This is a genomic window from Enterobacter cloacae complex sp. I3 (assembly GCF_014896175.1).
GTDB lineage: Bacteria > Pseudomonadota > Gammaproteobacteria > Enterobacterales > Enterobacteriaceae > Enterobacter > Enterobacter bugandensis.
Genome location: NZ_JADBQZ010000006.1, coordinates 1 through 19,207, shown reverse-complemented (window position 1 = coordinate 19,207; position 19,207 = coordinate 1). Strand labels below are relative to the sequence as shown.

The following is a 19,207-nucleotide window of genomic DNA, read 5'->3' as shown; positions in this document are numbered from 1 at the left end:
CACGTTATACTAAACCCCTCCCCGTTCGGCAAAGGGCTGATTGCGTTATGGAACTGATTTTTCTGGGTACGTCCGCTGGCGTGCCAACCCGCTCACGAAACGTGACGGCAATTCTGCTGGATCTTAAGCACCCCACCCGCGGCGGGCTGTGGCTGTTTGACTGCGGTGAAGGGACGCAGCATCAGCTGCTGCACACCGCGTATCACCCCGGCAAGCTGGATAAAATTTTTATTACTCACCTGCACGGCGACCATCTGTTTGGCCTGCCGGGCCTGCTGTGCAGCCGCTCCATGGCCGGCAACGCCAATCCGCTGACGATTTACGGGCCTGCGGGTGTGCGTGAATTTGTTGAAACCACGCTGCGCCTGAGCGGATCGTGGACGGATTATCCGCTGGAGATCGTTGAGATTAGCGAAGGCCTGGTTTTCGATGACGGTGATTATAAGGTGAGCGCGCAGCCGCTGAATCATCCCGTTGAGTGCTATGGCTATCGCATTGAAGCGCATGACAAACCCGGCGCGCTGGACGCCGCCGCGCTGATGGCCGCTGGCGTAAAGCCCGGACCGCTGTTCCAGCGACTCAAACAGGGCGAGAGCGTTACGCTGGAGGACGGGCGCACGATCGACGGCCAGGATTATCTCGCCGCGCCCGAGCCGGGCAAGAAGCTGGCTATCTTTGGCGACACGGCCCCGTGCCCTGCCGCCCTTCAGCTTGCCCAGGGCGTGGACGTGATGGTGCATGAAGCCACGCTGGAAACAGCGATGGAAGAGAAAGCCAACAGCCGGGGGCATAGCTCCACGCGTCAGGCGGCACAGCTTGCCCGTGACGCGGGCGTCGGGAGGCTCATCGTTACCCACGTCAGCTCGCGCTACGACGCGCGGGGCTGTGCAGGCCTGCTCGCAGAGTGCCGCGCGCTGTTCCCGGAATGCGAGCTGGCCGAAGATTTCGCTAAGGTCAGCGTTTAGCCCTTCATTTTTCTCTCAGAATGCCGATAACGATTAAAAGGTCAGCATTTCTCTCGAGGGTAGAATGGATAATTTCCAGAAAGATATTGATGACAGGGCGAATCTGACCCTGTCGAACCGTTTTGAACTGTTGCTGTTCCGTCTTGGCACCTCTCTGAACGAAAATAAATCCGAGCTGTTTGGCATTAACGTCTTTAAGCTGCGTGAAATTGTGCCGATGCCGGAATTCACAAAACCCGCCGGGATGAAATCACCGCTGATGGGGATGGTGAATATTCGCGATCAGGTGATCCCGGTGATCGATCTGGCCGCCGTGGCGGGCTGTAAGCCTACCACCGGGCTTAACATCCTGCTTATCACCGAATATGCCCGCAGCGTGCAGGCCTTTGCCGTGGAGTCGGTTGAGAACATCATGCGTCTGGACTGGAAGCAGGTGCACGCGGCGGAAACCGCCGTCAGCGGCCGCTATATCACCAGCATTGCCTGCCTGGATGAGAAAACGGATACCAACGATCTGGCGATGGTGCTGGACGTTGAGCAGATCCTGTATGACATCACCCCGGCCAACCACGATCTGCACGCCACCAATCTGAAAACCACCAAGTTCAACATCAAGCCAGGCGCAGTCGCGATTGTGGCGGAAGATTCCAAAGTGGCGCGTTCGATGCTGGAGAAAGGTCTGCAGGCGATGGAGATCCCGGCGCAGCTGCACATCACCGGTAAAGACGCGTGGGAAAAAATTGGCGTGCTGGCCGCACAGGCGCAGGCTGAGGGCGTGCCGATCACCGATAAGATCGCTCTGGTGCTGACCGACCTCGAAATGCCGGAGATGGACGGATTTACGCTGACGCGCAAAATCAAAACCGACCCGGTTCTGAAGGATATTCCGGTGGTGATCCACTCCTCCCTTTCCGGCAACGCTAACGAAGATCATATTCGCAAGGTGAAGGCGGACGGATACGTGGCGAAGTTTGAGCTGAACGAGCTGTCGTCGGTGATTGAGGAAGTGCTGGACCGCTCAATGAAGAAGATTGACGGGCCGTTGATTAGCCGGAAGCAGCTGGCTTAGGTCCTGTGCGGGCTGGTGCCCTCACCCCATCCCTCTTCCACAGGGAGAGGGCGCAAACCATAAAAAACCCGCCGAGGCGGGTTTTTTGTTTTTTACATTAATGGCATCGCTCGCTGCACGATATCAATCAGCGGCTGCGGATAGATACCGAAGATCAGCACCAGCAGCGCGGAGATAAGCACCACGATACCACCGGCGCTGTACTGCCAGTTGCCTGGAGCATCGCGGTTGAGCTGCTGAGGCGCGCTCAGGTACAGGCTCACGGCCACACGCAGGTAGTAGTACAGGCCAATCGCGGAGCCGATAACGACACCGGCAGTCAGCCACCACAGGTGCGCCTGCACACCGACGGCCAGCACGTAGAACTTACCGATAAAGCCCAGCGTCATCGGGATACCCGCCAGAGAGAGCATCATCACGGTCATTACGGCGGACAGAATTGGACGGTGCCAGAACAGACCACGGTAGGAGAACAGTGAATCGGCATCCGGACCACGGTACGGGCTGGACATCAGGCTCACCACGCCGAAGGCGCCGAGGCTGCTGAACAGGTAACCGGCCAGATACACGCCTACGGCTTCCATCGACATCTCACCGCTCTGCAGCGCAATCAGCGCCACCAGCAGGTAGCCCAGATGAGAGATGGACGAGTAGCCCAGCAGACGCTTGATGTTGGTCTGACTCAGCGCCATCAGGTTACCGAAGATGATGGAGACGAACGCGATGATGCCCAGCACCACGCGAACGGCTTCACTATCACCCACCGGCGCGTACAGGAACAGACGCATGACCACACCGAAGATAGCGATTTTGCTCGCCGTCGCCAGGAAGGTCGACACCGGAGCAGGCGCCCCCTGGTATACGTCTGGTGTCCACAGGTGGAACGGAACCAGAGAGAGCTTGAAGCCGAGGCCAACGATCATCATGCCCAGACCCGCCAGCAGCAGCGGCTCATGGAGCATGCCGTCGCCGAGGCTCTTGCCGAGCGCCATGAAGGAGAGGTTACCGGACTGTGCGTACAGCAGCGCAATACCAAACAGCAGGAAGGACGACGCGGCAGCAGACAAAATGGTGTACTTGATGCTCGCTTCCAGAGAGCGCTTCTGACGGAAGGCGTAACCAATCAGGCCGAACAGCGGCAGAGAGATCAGCTCAATACCGAGGAACAGCGCGGCCAGATGGTTGGCATTCGCCAGCAGAATGCCGCCCAGCGCGGCAATCAGTACCAGCAGGTAAAACTCTTCTTTGTTGTCGTTGTAGCCTTCGAGCCACGGGTAAGCAAAGGTACAGGTTGCCAGGCTCGCCAGCAGCACCAGCCCGGTATACAGCATGGCGTAACCGTCAACGCGCATCAGCGGGGTGACGTCCATCGCCCCGCCCTGGCCAACAAACCAGAGTGAGACTAACGCGGCATTCAGGCCGATGACCGACAGCGTGGCATTCAGGAAGTGATTGCGTCGCCACGCAATGGAGAGCATCACAACCACCACCGTCAATCCGACGATCAGCAGCGGTAGCAGCGCGATCAGTTGTTGTGGAGTTATTGTCATGGCGAATTACGGCCTTGTAGTAGAAACAGAATTAACAAACCACTGCTGGATATTGCCCATCGCGCTGTGCGAGGTATCCAGAATCGGCTGCGGGAAGAAGCCCAACAGCACCAGCAGTACGACCAGCAGCAGGATGATGAACAGCTCACGCAGCGACATCCCCGGCAGTTCTTGTGCAGCAATTTCGCTCTTCGCTTTACCGAAGTAAGCGCGGTGCAGCATCGCCAGCGAGTACACGGAAGCGAGCACCAGACCAAAGGTGGAGATCACGGTAATCACCGGTACCACTTTGAAGCTGCCGAACAGAATCATGAATTCGCCGACGAAGTTACCGGTACCCGGCATCCCCAGGGTAGCCACCGCGAAGAACATGGACAGCGCTGGCAGCCATTTAATTTTGCTCCACAGACCACCCATCATACGCATGTCGCGGGTATGCAGACGTTCGTACAGCTGGCCGCACAGGATGAAGAGACCGGCTGCGGACAGACCGTGCGCAATCATCTGGATCACCGCGCCCTGGTACGCCAGCTGGCTGCCGGTGTAGATAGCAATCAGCACGAAGCCCATGTGGGAAACGGAGGTATAAGCAATCAGACGCTTGATGTCGTATTGCGTGAAGGCCATCCAGGCACCGTAGAAGATACCGATCACACCCAGCCACATGGCAATCGGTGCGAACTCCGCGGAGGCATTCGGGAACAGCGGCAGTGCGAAACGCAGCAGACCGTAGGCCGCCGTTTTCAGCAGGATGCCCGCCAGGTCAACGGAACCCGCCGTTGGTGCCTGAGAGTGCGCGTCTGGCAGCCAGCCGTGCAGAGGAACCACCGGCATTTTCACCGCGAAGGCAATGAAGAAGCCCAGCATCAGCAGGTATTCAACGCCGTGTGACATCGGGGTCTTCAGCAGGTCTTCATAGTTGAAGGTCCAGGTGCCGGTTGCGTTGTGATGAACGAACACCAGCGCCAGAATGGCAATCAGCATTACCAGACCGCTCGCCTGGGTATAGATGAAGAACTTGGTTGCCGCCGTGATACGCGTTTTACCGTCGGACGCCTTGTGGCCCCACAGCGCGATCAGGAAGTACATCGGCACCAGCATCATCTCCCAGAAGAAGAAGAACAGGAACATGTCGATGGCAAGGAACACGCCGATCACGCCGCCCAGGATCCACATCAGGTTCAGGTGGAAGAAGCCCTGGTATTTTTCGATTTCTCGCCAGGAGCAGAGTACCGCCAGAACGCCGAGCAGACCGGTCAGCACCACCATCAGCAGCGACAGACCGTCAATCGCCAGGTGGATCGTAATGCCGAAACGCGGGATCCACGGCAGGATGAACTCAGACTGCCACTGCGGAATGCCCGCAGACTGGGTCAGTGAGTAACCGCCCTGCAACCACAGTTGCAGGCCAAGCGCGAGCGTCAATCCCATCGTGATCAGCGCGATCCAGCGCGGCATCTTCACGCCAAAGCGTTCGGTCTGCCAGCACAGGAAGCCGCCGATGAAGGGAATTAATATTAGCCAGGGTAGTAACATGGCGATTTACATTCCTTTTTAAGGCCCCCAGCAGGGGCCTGATTTTCAACGAATTCGAATAAAATTCACTTAACGATCAACGCAATACCATCAGCAGCGCCAGCACCACAACCGCACCGATGCTCATGGACGCCACATACCAGCGCAGGTAACCGTTCTCGCTGTACAGCAGGCCTTTACCTGCAAAGCGGGAGAGGATCGCCGGGATGTTCATCAGGCTGTTCAGCGGGTCGCGCTTCAGCAGCCACGCAACGCCCAGGAACGGCTTAACGAAGATCATGTCGTACAGCCAGTCGAAGCCCCACGCGTTGTACCACCAGGTGCCCAGCAGGCGGCCCGGCGCACTGTTGGCCACGGCAGTGACCAGCGTACGTTTGCCCAGCCACAGCCATGCCGCAATCAGGATACCCGCGATAGCGACCACACCGGAGGTGATTTCAAGCGTCAGAACGCGACCGTGCTCAAGCTCGGTTGTGTCTGGCAGTACGCCCTGCAGCGGTGGCACAATCATCGCGCCAACGAAGGTGGAGAGTACCAGCAGCACAATCAGCGGCAGGTGGTGGGTAATCCCCTTCCCTGCGTGAGCGTGAATTTGTTCTTTACCGTGGAATACGATGAAAATCATACGGAAGGTATACAGGGAAGTCATGAACGCACCGACCAGACCCGCAACCATCAGATTGATATGACCATTCGCCATGGCACCCGCAAGGATTTCGTCCTTACTGAAGAAGCCCGCGGTGATCAGCGGCAGTGCCGCCAGCGCCGCGCCGCCCACCAGGAAGCAGACATAGACCAGCGGGATGGACTTACGCAGTCCGCCCATCTTGAAGATGTTCTGCTCGTGATGGCAGGCCAGAATCACCGAACCGGATGAGAGGAACAGCAGCGCTTTGAAGAACGCGTGCGTCATCAGGTGGAAAATGGCCGCGTCCCACGCCTGAACGCCCAGCGCGAGGAACATGTAACCAATCTGGCTCATGGTGGAGTACGCGAGAACGCGCTTGATGTCGGTCTGAACCAGCGCGGCAAAGCCTGCCAGCACCAGCGTGACCGCACCGACGATACCCACCAGATGCAGAATTTCCGGGGTCATCAGGAACAGGCCATGAGTACGCGCAATCAGGTAAACACCGGCGGTTACCATGGTCGCGGCGTGGATCAGCGCGGAGACAGGGGTTGGACCCGCCATCGCGTCGGCCAGCCATGTCTGCAGCGGCAGCTGCGCGGATTTACCCACGGCACCACCCAGCAGCATCAGCGTTGCCCACCACAGCATGTTATTGCCTGCCTCGAAGTGTGCTGGCGCCAGTTCCACCATCTCGCGGAAGTTCAGCGTGCCCAGTTCGTTGTAGAGAATGAACAGCGCGAACGCGAGGAAGACGTCACCCACGCGGGTTACGACGAACGCTTTCATGGCCGCTGCGCCATTCTTCGGATCGGTATAGTAGAAACCGATCAGCAGGTAAGAGCACAGGCCCACGCCTTCCCAGCCCAGATACATCAGCAGCAGGTTATCGGCCAGCACCAGAACGACCATGCTGGCAATAAACAGGTTGGTGTAGGCGAAGAAGCGGGAGTAACCCTCTTCACCGCGCATATACCAGGAGGCAAACATGTGGATCAGGAAGCCGACGCCGGTGACCACGGAGAGCATGGTCAGGGAGAGACCATCCAGCACCAGGTTGAAACCGATGTTGAAATCACCGACCGACATCCAGGTCCACAGCGGCACGCTGAAAGGCTGGCGTCCGTTGTTAAAGAAGTCGATACCCGCATACGCTGTGACCAGCGCAGCCAGGCCGACAGAGCCCATGCCAACGGTCGCGGACAGATTCTCAGACCAGCGGCCGCGAGAAAACGCCAGCAGCACGAAGCCAATCAGCGGAAAAATAATGGTTAAGGCAAGCATGTTCATCCACGCAACTCACTTACTGAATCGATGTTCAGATTCTGGCGGCGACGATGGAGCTGCAGCAACAGCGCCAGGCCAATACTCGCTTCAGCAGCCGCGAGGCTGATGGCGAGAATGTACATCACCTGACCATCGGTCTGGCCCCAGTAGCTTCCGGCGACCACGAAGGCCAGCGCGGAGGCGTTAATCATGATTTCCAGGCCGATCAGCATAAACAGCAGATTGCGGCGGATAACCAGACCGGTCAGACCCAGAACGAATAAAATCGCAGCGAGGATCAGTCCATGTGTTAAGGGGATCATGCGCGCTCCTCCGTTTTTCTTTTCGCGCGGTCGTCAGTGCGGTTGCTCAGCACCTCGCCAGCACGCTCTTCGCGGCCAACGTGGAAAGCCACAACCAGGCCTGCCAGCAGCAGCATAGAGGCCAGTTCCACCGCCAGAACGTATGGGCCAAAGAGCGTGATACCCACCTCTTTCGCACCAATTGGCGTGCCGTCGATGCCCTGATCGTTCACGCCCAGAATGGCGTAAACGATCACCACCAGCATGATGGCCGACAAAATTGCCGGGCCAATCCACACCTGCGGTTTCAACCACTGACGTTCCTGCTCAATTTCAGAGCCGCCCAGGTTCAGCATCATCACTACGAACACAAACAGCACCATGATGGCCCCGGCGTAAACGATGATTTCCAGCGCACCGGCGAAGTGCGCGCCCAGCGCGAAGAACACCCCGGAAATAGCCAGCAGCGAAATGATTAAGTACAGCAGCGCATGCACCGGATTGGTGTGCGTAATCACTCGCAGCGTAGCCAGGATGGCGATAAGGCCACAGATATAAAAAGCGAATTCCATTGCCCTCTCCTTACGGTAACAGGCTCTTGACGTCGATAGGCTTAGCTTCGTTCTCTGCTTCGCCCTTATCTTTGCCGTCGATTGCCATACCCGCCATCCGGTAGAAGTTATATTCCGGGTATTTGCCCGGACCGGAAATCAGCAGATCCTCTTTCTCGTACACCAGGTCCTGACGCTTGTACTCACCCAGCTCGAAGTCTGGAGTCAGCTGAATCGCCGTGGTTGGGCACGCTTCTTCACACAGACCGCAGAAAATGCAGCGTGAGAAGTTGATGCGGAAGAACTCAGGGTACCAGCGGCCGTCTACCGTCTCGGCTTTCTGCAGAGAGATACAGCCGACCGGACACGCTACCGCACACAGGTTACAGGCAACGCAGCGCTCGGAGCCGTCAGGGTCGCGCGTCAGCACGATACGGCCACGGTAGCGCGGCGGCAGATATACCGGCTCTTCCGGGTACATCCGGGTTTCGCGTTTAGCAAACGCGTGCAGGCCGATCATCCAGATACTGCGTACCTGGGTACCGAAACCTACCAGTAATTCTTTTAAGGTCATGGTCTATAGCCCCTTATGGCTGCTGCCAGAGAATGACAGCTGCCGTTACCAACAAGTTGACGAGCGTCAGCGGCAGGCACACTTTCCAGCCGAAGGACATTACCTGGTCATAACGTGGACGCGGTAACGCTGCGCGAATCAAAATGAACATCATCATGAAGAACGCGGTTTTCAGCGCGAACCAGATGAACGGCGGTAAGAACGGGCCATGCCAGCCACCAAAGAACAGCGTTACCATCAACGCGGAAATGGTGACGATACCGATGTACTCGCCCACAAAGAACAGACCGAACTTCATGCCGGAATATTCAATGTGGTAACCGTCGGCCAGTTCCTGTTCGGCTTCCGGCTGGTCAAACGGGTGACGGTGACACACGGCCACGCCCGCGATAGCAAAGGTAATAAACCCAAAGAACTGCGGGATAACGTTCCAGATGTCGGCCTGATTGTTGACGATGTCGGTCATGTTGAATGAACCGGCCTGCGCCACCACGCCCATCAGGGAGAGCCCCAGGAACACTTCGTAGCTCAGCGTCTGCGCGGAAGCACGCATCGCGCCCAGCAGCGAGTATTTGTTGTTACTGGACCAGCCTGCGAACAGGACCGCGTAAACCGCGAGACCAGCCATCATCAGGAAGAACAGAATGCCGATGTTCAGGTCAGCGACCACCCAGGTCGGGCTGACCGGAACGATAGCAAACGCCAGCAGCAGCGAGGTGAAGGCGATCATCGGTGCCAGAGTAAAGATCACGCGATCCGAGAAGCGCGGGATCCAGTCCTCTTTAAAGAACATCTTGATCATGTCCGCGACCAGCTGGAGTGAACCCCCCCAGCCCACGCGGTTCGGTCCGTAACGGTTCTGGAACAGACCGAGCAGACGACGTTCACCAAAGCTCATGAACGCGCCGCAGGTGACCACCACCAGCAGGATCACAATCGCTTTCAGAATGCTCAGCAGGATGTCGATAAGATCCGGCGTTAACCAACTCATGCTTTTGCCTCCTGCAGATTATCAAGACGCGCACCCGCCAGAACCGGCGCGATACCAGGCATACCCATCGGCAGACCTACCTGCCCTGCTGTCAGATTTTCAGAAATAATCAGCGGCAGGCTGATGGTCTGGCCGTCATAGCTAAAGGCGATGTTCGCGCCCGCGTTAACGCCAAGCTTCGCGGCATCCGCCGGGTTGAGCTTGATGTAAGGCTGCGGCATACGGGTCTGGAAGACCGGTGAACGCTGGGACAGCTCGTCGCTACCGAACAGGTGGTAGTACGGGGCAATACGCCAGCTACCGTCCTGCGCCTGGAAGCTCGCCGGTACGGTGGTGAAGAAGTCCAGACCGGTTTCGGAAGCTTCAATCAGACGCACGCCCGGATCGCCGTGGCGCAGGGAGCCGCCCACTTCAGCCTGGAACTTGTTCCACGCCTGCGGGGAGTTCCAGCCCGGAGCCCATGCGAACGGGATTTGCGAACGCGGGGCAGAGGGCTGGTTGTTCCCTTCCATGGAGAAGGCGAACATGGTGTCTTTATCCTGCGGCTGGCGCGGTTCGTGCACGCTGATGTTGGCGCGCATGGCGGTACGGCCGCTGTAACGGTGCGGTTCACGCGCCAGCTTCTGGCCGCGGATGCGGAAGCTTGCTTCAGGTGCGGCATCTTTAATGCCTGCCAGCTGAGGCAGTTTTTCCACCACCGCGTCGATAACGTGGTCGAGCTGCGTCCAGTCCACTTCACGGCTCTGCACGGTGCTGTGCAGGGAGTGCAGCCAGCGCCAGCTTTCCAGCATCACGGTGTTGCTGTCGTAGTACGCCGGGTCATAAACCTGGAAGAAACGCTGCGCGCGGCCTTCGTTGTTGATAACGGTACCGTCGCTTTCTGCGAAGCTTGCAGCAGAGAGCACCAGGTGCGCTTTGTCCATGATCGCGGTGCGCTGATGGTCAATGACCATCACCAGCGGCGCTTTGGAGAGCGCGGCGTCAACGCGAGCGGCAGACGCGTGGCGGTGCAGATCGTTTTCCAGCACCACAACGGCGTCAGCGGCACCGGATTCCAGTTCGCTTAACGCTTCTTCCAGCGAGCCGCCGCCAATCATGCCCAGACCGATGCTGTTTACCGCACGGGCAATCATGGTCACGCCGACGTCTGCACCGCGGCCTTTCAGGGCTTTGGCAACGTTCGCGGCGGCCTGAATGATTTCAGCGCTACCGGCGTTGGTTCCGGAGATAATCAGCGGTTTCTTCGCACCTGCGAGGGCCTGAACAATCACGTCGACCTTGTTTTGCAGGTCGCGATCCAGCTCAACGGCCGGTGAGCTGTTGTCCAGCGCGTGGGCAATGGCAAAGCCAAGACGCGCCTGGTCTTCAACCGGCGCGCAGTAGGTCCACGCGGCGATATCGTCCAGACGGGTGTTGTCGACGTTGGTTACAAACAGAGGGTGCTTAGCGCGCTGGCCGATGTTGAGGATCGCCGCAATCTGCCAGTCAGCCACTTTCTGCGCCGCTGCCATTTCACGTGCTTTACCCTTCACCGCCTGACGAACCGCCAGAGCCGCGCGGGCGCCGGTCTGCGTCAGGTCTTCACCCAGCACCAGAACCGCATCATAGGATTCAATTTCGCGCAGCGCAGGGGTATGGATACCGCCTTCACGCAGCACCTTCAACACCAGCTGCAGACGTTCCTGCTCGCCCTGAGCGATGCCGGTGTAGAAGTTTTCCGCTCCAACCAGCTCGCGCAGCGCGAAGTTGCTTTCGATGCTGGCGCGCGGGGAGCCGATACCGATCACTTTCTTCGACTGGCGCAGGATATCTGCCGCGCCCTGCATCGCCTGTTCAGCGTTCAGGGTAATAACGTCGTCGCCACGGCGCTGAACCGGCTGACGCGGACGGTCTTTCAGGTTCACATAGCCATAGCCGAAACGACCGCGGTCGCACAGGAAGTAGTGGTTAACGGTACCGTTGTAACGGTTTTCGATACGACGCAGTTCGCCGTAGCGCTCACCCGGGCTGGTGTTACAGCCGAGGGAACACTGCTGGCAGATGCTTGGCGCAAACTGCATGTCCCATTTACGGTTGTAACGCTCGGAGTGGGTTTTATCCGTGAATACGCCGGTCGGACAGATTTCTACCAGGTTACCGGAGAATTCGCTCTCCAGCACGCCGTCTTCCGGACGGCCGAAGTAGACGTTGTCGTGCGCGCCATAGACGCCCAGATCCTGACCATCCGCATAGTCTTTGTAGTAACGCACGCAGCGGTAGCAGGCGATGCAGCGGTTCATTTCGTGAGAGATGAACGGCCCCAGATCCTGGTTACGGTGGGTACGCTTGGTAAAGCGATAGCGACGGAAGCTGTGACCGGTCATCACGGTCATATCCTGAAGGTGGCAGTTACCGCCCTCTTCACAAACCGGACAGTCGTGCGGGTGGTTGGTCATCAACCACTCCACCACGCTTTCGCGGAACTGTTTGGCTTCTTCGTCATCAATCGAAATAAAAGTGCCTTCGGTGGCTGGCGTCATACAGGACATCACCAGGCGACCACGCGTGTCTTCCGCGTTTTGATATTGCTTCACCGCACACTGGCGGCAAGCACCGACGCTGCCCAGCGCCGGATGCCAGCAAAAGTACGGAATATCGAGGCCAAGAGACAGACAAGCTTCCAGCAGGTTGTCCGCCCCGTTGACTTCGTATTCTTTGCCGTCTACATGAATCGTAGCCATTAGCATGCTTCCAGTTGGCTCAGTCGAAACCGAGCGTTAATCAAAATTCTTGTCGTTACCAGCGCGCTTTCAGCAGGTTCGGCTGAATACCATTGATCGAATGGGTATTGCTGAACGGCTGCTTGATGCCTGCTTCGAATTCGTCGCGGAAATATTTAATCGCGCTCTGCAGCGGCTCGACGGCACCCGGTGCGTGGGCGCAGAAGGTTTTACCTGGCCCTAAGAATCGACACAGTTGCTCAAGCGTCTCGATATCGCCCGGCTGGCCTTCGCCGCGCTCGATGGCGCGCAGGATCTTCACGCTCCACGGCAGACCGTCACGGCACGGTGTACACCAGCCGCAGGACTCACGGGCAAAGAACTCTTCCAGGTTACGTACCAGCGAGACCATGCCGATCTCGTGGTCGACGGCCATCGCCAGCGCCGTACCCAGACGGCTGCCTGCTTTACCAATGCTTTCGAATTCCATCGGCAGGTCAAGGTGGGCTTCGGTCAGGAAGTCTGTCCCTGCCCCACCCGGCTGCCAGGCTTTAAATTTCAGGCCATCGCGCATGCCGCCGGCGTAGTCTTCAAGAATTTCGCGTGCGGTGGTACCGAACGGCAGTTCCCAGACGCCAGGGTTTTTAACGCGACCGGAGAAGCCCATCAGTTTGGTACCGGCATCTTTGCTTGAGGAGATGCCCTGATACCACTCCACGCCGTTGGCGAGGATAGCCGGGACGTTACACAGGGTTTCGACGTTGTTTACGCAGGTCGGTTTACCCCACACGCCGGAGCTTGCCGGGAACGGTGGCTTGGAACGCGGGTTCGCACGGCGGCCTTCCAGGGAGTTAATCAGCGCAGTTTCTTCACCGCAGATGTAACGCCCGGCACCGGTGTGCACGAACAGTTCGAAGTCAAACCCGGTACCCAGGATGTTTTTACCCAGAAGGCCGGCTTCGGTGGCTTCGGCAATCGCGCGACGCAGGTTTTCTGCCGCTTCGATGTACTCACCGCGCAGGAAGATGTAGCCACGGTACGCTTTCAGCGCAAACGCGGAGATCAGCATGCCTTCCACCAGCAGGTGCGGCAGCTGCTCCATCAGCAGGCGGTCTTTATAGGTGCCTGGCTCCATTTCATCGGCGTTACACAGCAGGTAACGGATGTTCATGGATTCGTCTTTTGGCATCAGGCTCCACTTCAGACCAGTGGAGAAGCCCGCACCGCCGCGGCCTTTCAGGCCGGAATCTTTCACCGCATTAACGATGTCGTCCGGCGCCATGCCGCCGAGGGCTTTACGCGCACCGGCATAGCCGTTTTTGCTCTGGTATTCGTCGAGCCATACCGGCTGTTTGTCATCGCGCAGACGCCAGGTCAGCGGATGCGTCTCAGCAGTACGAATTACAGTTTTCATTTGTACTGCTCCAGCAGGTCAGGAATCGCTTCCGGCGTCAGATGGCTGTGAGTGTCCTCATCAATCATCATGGTCGGCCCCTTGTCGCAGTTACCCAGGCAGCAGGTTGGCAGCAGAGTAAAGCGTCCATCGAACGTGGTCTGTCCCGGCTTGATATTGAGCTTTTTCTCAATCGCAGCCTGAATGCCCTGATAGCCGGTAATGTGGCAGACGACGCTGTCACAGTAGCGGATCACATGGCGGCCTACCGGCTGACGGAAGATCTGGCTGTAGAACGTAGCTACGCCCTCTACGTCACTTGCCGGAATGCCCAGCACTTTTGCGATCTCGTAAATCGCCCCATCCGGCACCCAACCACGCTGTTTCTGTACGATTTTCAGCGCTTCAATGGACGCCGCACGCGGGTCTTCGTAGTGGTGCATCTCGTGCTCAATGGCGGCACGCTCTGCTTCACTCAGCTCAAAAGCCTCGGTTTGTGGTTGTTGATTCTCGTGCATAATTAGCGGTCCACATCTGACATAACAAAATCGATACTACCCAGATACACAATCAGGTCAGAGACCAGACTGCCGCGGATGGCGGACGGGATCTGCTGCAGGTGCGCAAAGCTCGGCGTACGCACGCGAGTACGGTAGCTCATGGTGCTGCCGTCACTGGTCAGGTAGTAACTGTTAATACCCTTGGTCGCTTCAATCATCTGGAAGGATTCTTGCGCCGGCATGACCGGACCCCAGGAAACCTGCAGGAAGTGGGTGATCAGGGTTTCGATATGCTGCAGCGTGCGCTCTTTCGGCGGCGGCGTGGTCAGCGGGTGATCCGCCTTGAACGGGCCTTCCGGCATGTTGTTGAGGCACTGCTCAAGGATGCGCAGACTCTGGCGCAGCTCTTCCACTTTCAGCATCACGCGGGTGTAGCAGTCGGAAACACCGCCGCCAACCGGGACTTCAAAGTCGAAGTTCTCGTAGCCAGAGTAAGGACGGGCTTTACGCACGTCGAAATCAATACCGGTCGCACGCAGACCTGCACCTGTGGTACCCCACTCCAGCGCTTCTTTCGCGCCGTAGGCAGCAACGCCCTGGGAACGGCCTTTCAGGATGGTGTTGCGCAGCGCGGCTTTCTCGTAAGACGCCAGACGTTTCGGCATCCAGTCGAGGAATTCACGCAGCAGGCGGTCCCAGCCGCGCGGCAGATCGTGTGCCACACCGCCGATACGGAACCAGGCCGGGTGCATACGGAAGCCGGTAATCGCTTCCACCAGATCGTAGATTTTCTGACGATCGGTAAAGGCGAAGAAGACCGGCGTCATCGCGCCCACGTCCTGAATGAACGTGGAGATGTACAGCAGGTGGCTGTTGATGCGGAACAGTTCTGACAGCATAACGCGAATCACGTTAACGCGATCCGGTACGGTGATGCCTGCCAGTTTCTCAACGGCCAGCACGTATGGCATTTCGTTTACGCAGCCGCCGAGGTACTCGATACGGTCGGTATACGGAATGTAGCTGTGCCAGGACTGACGCTCGCCCATCTTCTCAGCACCGCGGTGGTGGTAGCCGATGTCAGGTACGCAGTCGACAATCTCTTCGCCATCAAGCTGAAGAATAATACGGAATGCACCGTGCGCAGACGGGTGGTTCGGACCGAGGTTGAGGAACATGAAGTCCTCGTTTTCAGTACCGCGCTTCATGCCCCAGTCTTCCGGCTTGAAGGTCAGCGCTTCCATCTCCAGATCCTGCTTGGCTTTGGTCAGCTCAAACGGATCGAATTCGGTCGCACGTGCCGGGTAGTCTTTACGCAGCGGGTGGCCGGTCCAGGTCTGCGGCATCATGATGCGCGTCAGGTGCGGGTGGCCGTCGAAGGTCATGCCGAACATTTCCCAGGTTTCACGCTCATACCAGTTAGCGTTCGGGAAAAGTTTGGTGATCGTCGGCAGATGCATGTCGTTTTCAGACAATGCCACCTTGAGCATGATATCCGTGTTGCGGTCTATTGAGATCAGGTGGTAGAAAACGGAAAAATCCGCAGCAGGGAGACCCTGGCGGTGCGTTCTCAGACGTTCGTCCATGCCGTGTAAGTCAAACAGCATGACGTAAGGTTTTGGCAATTTCTTGAGGAAATCGACAACTTCCAGCAATTGTTCACGCTTCACCCAAACAACGGGTACCCCGGTGCGGGTCGCCTGAACGGTAAAGGCATCCGGCCCAAAACGGTTGCGCAGTTCGCCAATAACGGGGTCATCAAGATGATCCCGGGTCTGCCAGGCGGCTTCTTGCGCGGTTAAGTCGGTCATATTGTTCACCATTGCAAATGGTCCGTGGTGACTGTTAAGCCTGGCTTCGCGCTATTTGAGTAGTGATATGCGAAGGTTTTCTCCAGGCCTACAGGCGCAAATTAAATTTCGTCAGGCGTACGCAGGTTGGTGACGGCAATACGTTCACCACGTTTACGCTCGCGCTCGGACTGCATGTTCGCGCGATAGACACCCTGATCGCCAACAACCCATGAGAGTGGGCGACGTTCTTTACCGATAGACTCCTGCAGCAGCATCAGCGCCTGCATATAGGCTTCTGGGCGCGGCGGGCAGCCCGGGATGTAAACATCCACCGGAATGAACTTATCAACGCCCTGTACAACGGAATAAATGTCGTACATACCGCCGGAGTTTGCACATGCGCCCATGGAAATAACCCATTTTGGCTCCAGCATCTGGTCATACAGACGCTGAATAACAGGTGCCATTTTGGTAAAGCAGGTACCGGCCACCACCATCAGGTCAGCCTGACGCGGGGAAGCACGCAGTACCTCGGCCCCAAAACGCGCAACGTCATGCACCGCAGTGAATGACGTCACCATTTCAACGTAGCAGCAAGAAAGGCCAAAGTTGTATGGCCAGATGGAGTTCTTACGACCCCAGTTGACCATATCGTGCATGGCATGTTCGAGTTTGCCCATGTACACGCTTTTGTTGACTTCTTGCTCCAGGGGGTCGGTTACGATCTCCTGTTTTTGCAGGGGGTAACGGTCATTCTCACCGTTAGGATCTATGCGGGTGAGCGTATAATCCATCTTATTGCCTCGCTGTTACTGCTGACGATTAGAGATACTGTTTTCCGGGTTGATGTGTTCACGACGTGAACGCGCAGGCGTCCAGTCAAGCGCGCCAATACGCACCAGATAAACCAGACCGGCCAGTAGCACTAAAATGAAAATTGCGGCCTCGACAAAGCCCACCCAACCACTTTCGCGAATGGAGGTCGACCATGCGAACAGGTAGAGCGCTTCCACGTCAAAGATGACGAAGAACATCGCTACCAGATAGAACTTGGCAGACAGGCGTAAGCGAGCGGAACCTACTGAATCAATACCTGATTCGAAAGGTGTGTTTTTGTGCCTTGCACGGGCGCGACCGCCCAGGAACCAGCCGCCGACTAACATCAGGCAGCACAGGCCAATGGCTACAATAAGAAAGATTGCGAATGCCCAGTGATGAGCGATGACTTCTGTGGATGTTGACATACTCATTGCTTACTCATCAAAAGTGATACCGACGACACTGCTCTTGCTGGCAGATGGGCATCACATCGATTCATGGGGAGGAACAAATAACCTTACACTAACTGTCTGAAATGAGACGTAGACAGCAAAATGATGGGGTTTTTTACTCCTTTCTATAACCTATTGTCAACTTTAACAAAGGTTTCTTCACATTAAATTACATCGAGCGATTCTCATTAACATTTGGTGCCCTTTAACCCTGGTGGTTACCTGACTTTTCGTCAAATGCATGTTGTTGAATCGTGTCCGTTTTGGAAGTAAAAAAAATAACCCTCCTATTTTGACAGGATTTGCCAACGATTCCTCCCCCCAAATAGGAGTATTTTCTTGATCTGAGACACGCTTTTGTTAATTCACCCAAAAAACCGGCAACATATTTGCTGCTTTTTTAACATCAAGGGGTTATGGATGAAGTTAGAACGGAAAGTGAACAATATTTAAGCAGAAGCATTTATTCCCTTGATATGTATGTTTTATTTATGAAAACCCTGTAACGAAAGAGGATAATAATGGCAAAAAAAAGCCACTGCGTGCGAAAACGGCACGAGTGGCTTTTTTTTACACTTACAATTTGTTACCAGAATTTTGAGCTTTTGATCACTCAAAGTCACCTTCAACGATCAGGGAATCATCCCCCCCTTCGGAGGTAACATGCTCGAACTGCCATGGGTTATGGTAATTTTCCATTGCCTCAAACACCACCTTCGCCAGCTCGTTATGACTGGACGCGTTATGGCAAAGCAGATACTCGGTATCCGGCAGCGCTGGGAGACCATCAGATTTACCGAGAACGCGCAGATCGGGGCTCATCATCTCTACCGGACGGGCCGTTACGCCAAGACCCGCTTTCACGGCGGCACGCACCGCGGGCAGCGTGGACGCTACATAGGCCAGACGCCACGGAATGTTGGCTTCATTTAACGCCGTAAGCACCATATCCCGGAAAGGACTCGGATCGTCCAGTAAAACCAGCGGTACGGGTTCCCCTTTTTGCAACACGTATTCCGCTGCGCAATACCAGTGCGTTGGCGATGTGCGCAAGGTCAGACAATCAAACTGTCCGGGACGATGCGTCGTGACCACCAGGTCGACCTTGTTCTCATTTAACATCTCAACCATAAAGGCATTACGCTTTACGCTCACATCCAGCGCAAGCTTCGGATAAACCGAGCTAATTCGGTTGAGAAGAAACGGCAATATTGTATCCGCTGACTCATCAGATGCCCCTAAGGTTAACACCCCTTGAAGGTTGCTAAACATTAATGACATACATGCTTCATCATTAAAGCGAAGAATTTTCCTGGCATAACCCAGTAGCTGAATACCGTGTTCCGTTAAGAGCTTATTACGCCCGTGACGGGCAAAAAGCTCTTTCCCAACCAGTTGCTCCAGCCGCTGCATTTGCTGGCTAACGGCGGACTGAGTTCGGCAGACGGCGGCAGCAGCTGCTGCAAAAGTGTTGAGATCGGCGACCGCAACAAACGTTCTCAGCAGATCGAGGTCGAGATTCATTATCGGACGATTTGCATTTATCATATCTATTCACTTTCAGGTTGCTCGTGCGGAGCTGCCCGGGTTGAAGCTGTGTGTAACAGTTAAGCAATTCCTTCTGAAGGTTTTCCCTCGCATCCCGGCCCGGCAGACTGCCTGACAGATAGTTATTGTGCTGCTTTATATCAACAGTCAGAAAGCACGTTTCATGACGTTATTTTTATTCTCTTAAACGTTCAGGATATTTAGATGTTCGCAGGGTTATGTAAATTACATTAAAGGCGTAACACTTTTTCTGCCATCTTTTTCGCAGCGCTGTCAACGTAGCAGGAGATGTTTGACACATTCCAGCCAGAGATAACTCCAACAATAACAATCAATTAAATCGAAAAATCAGTTTCAAAAATGCAAAACCACTGCATCTTTCTACTGCTTTCCGTATAGACATCTTAACCCAAATCCACTTTATTTATAAGTCTTATTGCAATATTCAGGATTAAAGAGGTTTGTTAAGCTTCTAAACTAATTTTTTTAGAATTAACTAAAGTTGCATTTTGTTGGTTAATAATAAATAAATTTTAATTTAGATTATGGTCATTCATTAATAACACTTAAC

The 19,207-nt window shown here is 56.0% G+C and carries 16 protein-coding genes; 2 read left to right on the top strand and 14 right to left on the bottom strand.

Features of this window, described 5'->3' with window-relative positions:
• Positions 1-47: 47 nt before the first annotated feature.
• Together rbn and IM271_RS05770 are read left to right on the top strand one after the other, a co-directional pair.
• Positions 48-965 (top strand): ribonuclease BN, encoded by a 918-nt coding sequence (rbn, locus tag IM271_RS05775; RefSeq protein ID WP_193052302.1) that lies wholly within the window; start codon positions 48-50, stop codon positions 963-965.
• Positions 966-1,029: 64 nt separating this feature from the next.
• On the top strand, positions 1,030-2,034 hold the full coding sequence (locus IM271_RS05770; RefSeq protein ID WP_008500216.1) for a chemotaxis protein: 1,005 nt from the start codon (positions 1,030-1,032) through the stop codon (positions 2,032-2,034).
• 92 nt (positions 2,035-2,126) lie between these two features.
• On the opposite strand, the gene nuoN is transcribed toward IM271_RS05770, so the two are convergent.
• The 14 genes from nuoN to lrhA all read right to left on the bottom strand — a co-directional run bounded on the left by nuoN (position 2,127) and on the right by lrhA (position 18,636).
• Positions 2,127-3,584, bottom strand: a complete 1,458-nt coding sequence (gene nuoN, locus IM271_RS05765) for an NADH-quinone oxidoreductase subunit NuoN (protein WP_028013929.1) — start codon at positions 3,582-3,584, stop codon at positions 2,127-2,129.
• 6 nt (positions 3,585-3,590) lie between these two features.
• Positions 3,591-5,120: an NADH-quinone oxidoreductase subunit M gene (nuoM, locus tag IM271_RS05760; protein WP_193052301.1), complete on the bottom strand. Its 1,530-nt coding sequence runs from the start codon at positions 5,118-5,120 to the stop codon at positions 3,591-3,593.
• 76 nt (positions 5,121-5,196) lie between these two features.
• On the bottom strand, positions 5,197-7,038 hold the full coding sequence (gene nuoL / locus IM271_RS05755; RefSeq protein ID WP_028013930.1) for an NADH-quinone oxidoreductase subunit L: 1,842 nt from the start codon (positions 7,036-7,038) through the stop codon (positions 5,197-5,199).
• Positions 7,035-7,337 carry an NADH-quinone oxidoreductase subunit NuoK gene (gene nuoK, locus IM271_RS05750; RefSeq protein ID WP_003861496.1) on the bottom strand — a complete coding sequence of 101 codons (303 nt, stop codon included), beginning with the start codon at positions 7,335-7,337 and terminating at the stop codon, positions 7,035-7,037. Before nuoK ends, nuoL begins: the two co-directional genes overlap by 4 nt.
• Complete coding sequence (gene nuoJ, locus IM271_RS05745) at positions 7,334-7,888, bottom strand: NADH-quinone oxidoreductase subunit J (protein ID WP_008500212.1); 555 nt, start codon at positions 7,886-7,888, stop codon at positions 7,334-7,336. Before nuoJ ends, nuoK begins: the two co-directional genes overlap by 4 nt.
• A 10-nt stretch (positions 7,889-7,898) precedes the next feature.
• On the bottom strand, positions 7,899-8,441 hold the full coding sequence (nuoI, locus tag IM271_RS05740; protein WP_003861491.1) for an NADH-quinone oxidoreductase subunit NuoI: 543 nt from the start codon (positions 8,439-8,441) through the stop codon (positions 7,899-7,901).
• Positions 8,442-8,454: 13 nt separating this feature from the next.
• A complete protein-coding gene (nuoH, locus tag IM271_RS05735; protein ID WP_008500211.1) occupies positions 8,455-9,432 on the bottom strand; it encodes an NADH-quinone oxidoreductase subunit NuoH in 978 nt (325 codons plus the stop codon).
• Positions 9,429-12,152 (bottom strand): NADH-quinone oxidoreductase subunit NuoG, encoded by a 2,724-nt coding sequence (gene nuoG, locus IM271_RS05730; protein WP_045259693.1) that lies wholly within the window; start codon positions 12,150-12,152, stop codon positions 9,429-9,431. Before nuoG ends, nuoH begins: the two co-directional genes overlap by 4 nt.
• 55 nt (positions 12,153-12,207) lie before the next feature.
• Positions 12,208-13,545, bottom strand: coding sequence for an NADH-quinone oxidoreductase subunit NuoF (gene nuoF / locus IM271_RS05725; RefSeq protein WP_006811381.1), 1,338 nt, complete (start codon positions 13,543-13,545; stop codon positions 12,208-12,210).
• Positions 13,542-14,042 (bottom strand): NADH-quinone oxidoreductase subunit NuoE, encoded by a 501-nt coding sequence (gene nuoE / locus IM271_RS05720; protein ID WP_006176513.1) that lies wholly within the window; start codon positions 14,040-14,042, stop codon positions 13,542-13,544. The genes nuoF and nuoE overlap by 4 nt, the downstream gene beginning before the upstream one ends.
• A gap of 2 nt (positions 14,043-14,044) precedes the next feature.
• Positions 14,045-15,847, bottom strand: coding sequence for an NADH-quinone oxidoreductase subunit C/D (gene nuoC / locus IM271_RS05715; protein WP_028013933.1), 1,803 nt, complete (start codon positions 15,845-15,847; stop codon positions 14,045-14,047).
• A gap of 89 nt (positions 15,848-15,936) precedes the next feature.
• Entirely contained in the window at positions 15,937-16,611 is a 675-nt protein-coding gene (gene nuoB, locus IM271_RS05710; RefSeq protein WP_003861482.1) for an NADH-quinone oxidoreductase subunit NuoB, read from the bottom strand.
• Between the two features lie 15 nt (positions 16,612-16,626).
• Positions 16,627-17,067, bottom strand: a complete 441-nt coding sequence (nuoA, locus tag IM271_RS05705; protein WP_014171000.1) for an NADH-quinone oxidoreductase subunit NuoA — start codon at positions 17,065-17,067, stop codon at positions 16,627-16,629.
• Between the two features lie 630 nt (positions 17,068-17,697).
• The gene (lrhA, locus tag IM271_RS05700; RefSeq protein WP_028013934.1) at positions 17,698-18,636 is read right to left on the bottom strand and encodes a transcriptional regulator LrhA; all 939 of its coding nucleotides are present in this window, start codon (positions 18,634-18,636) and stop codon (positions 17,698-17,700) included.
• Between the last annotated feature and the right edge of the window lie 571 nt (positions 18,637-19,207).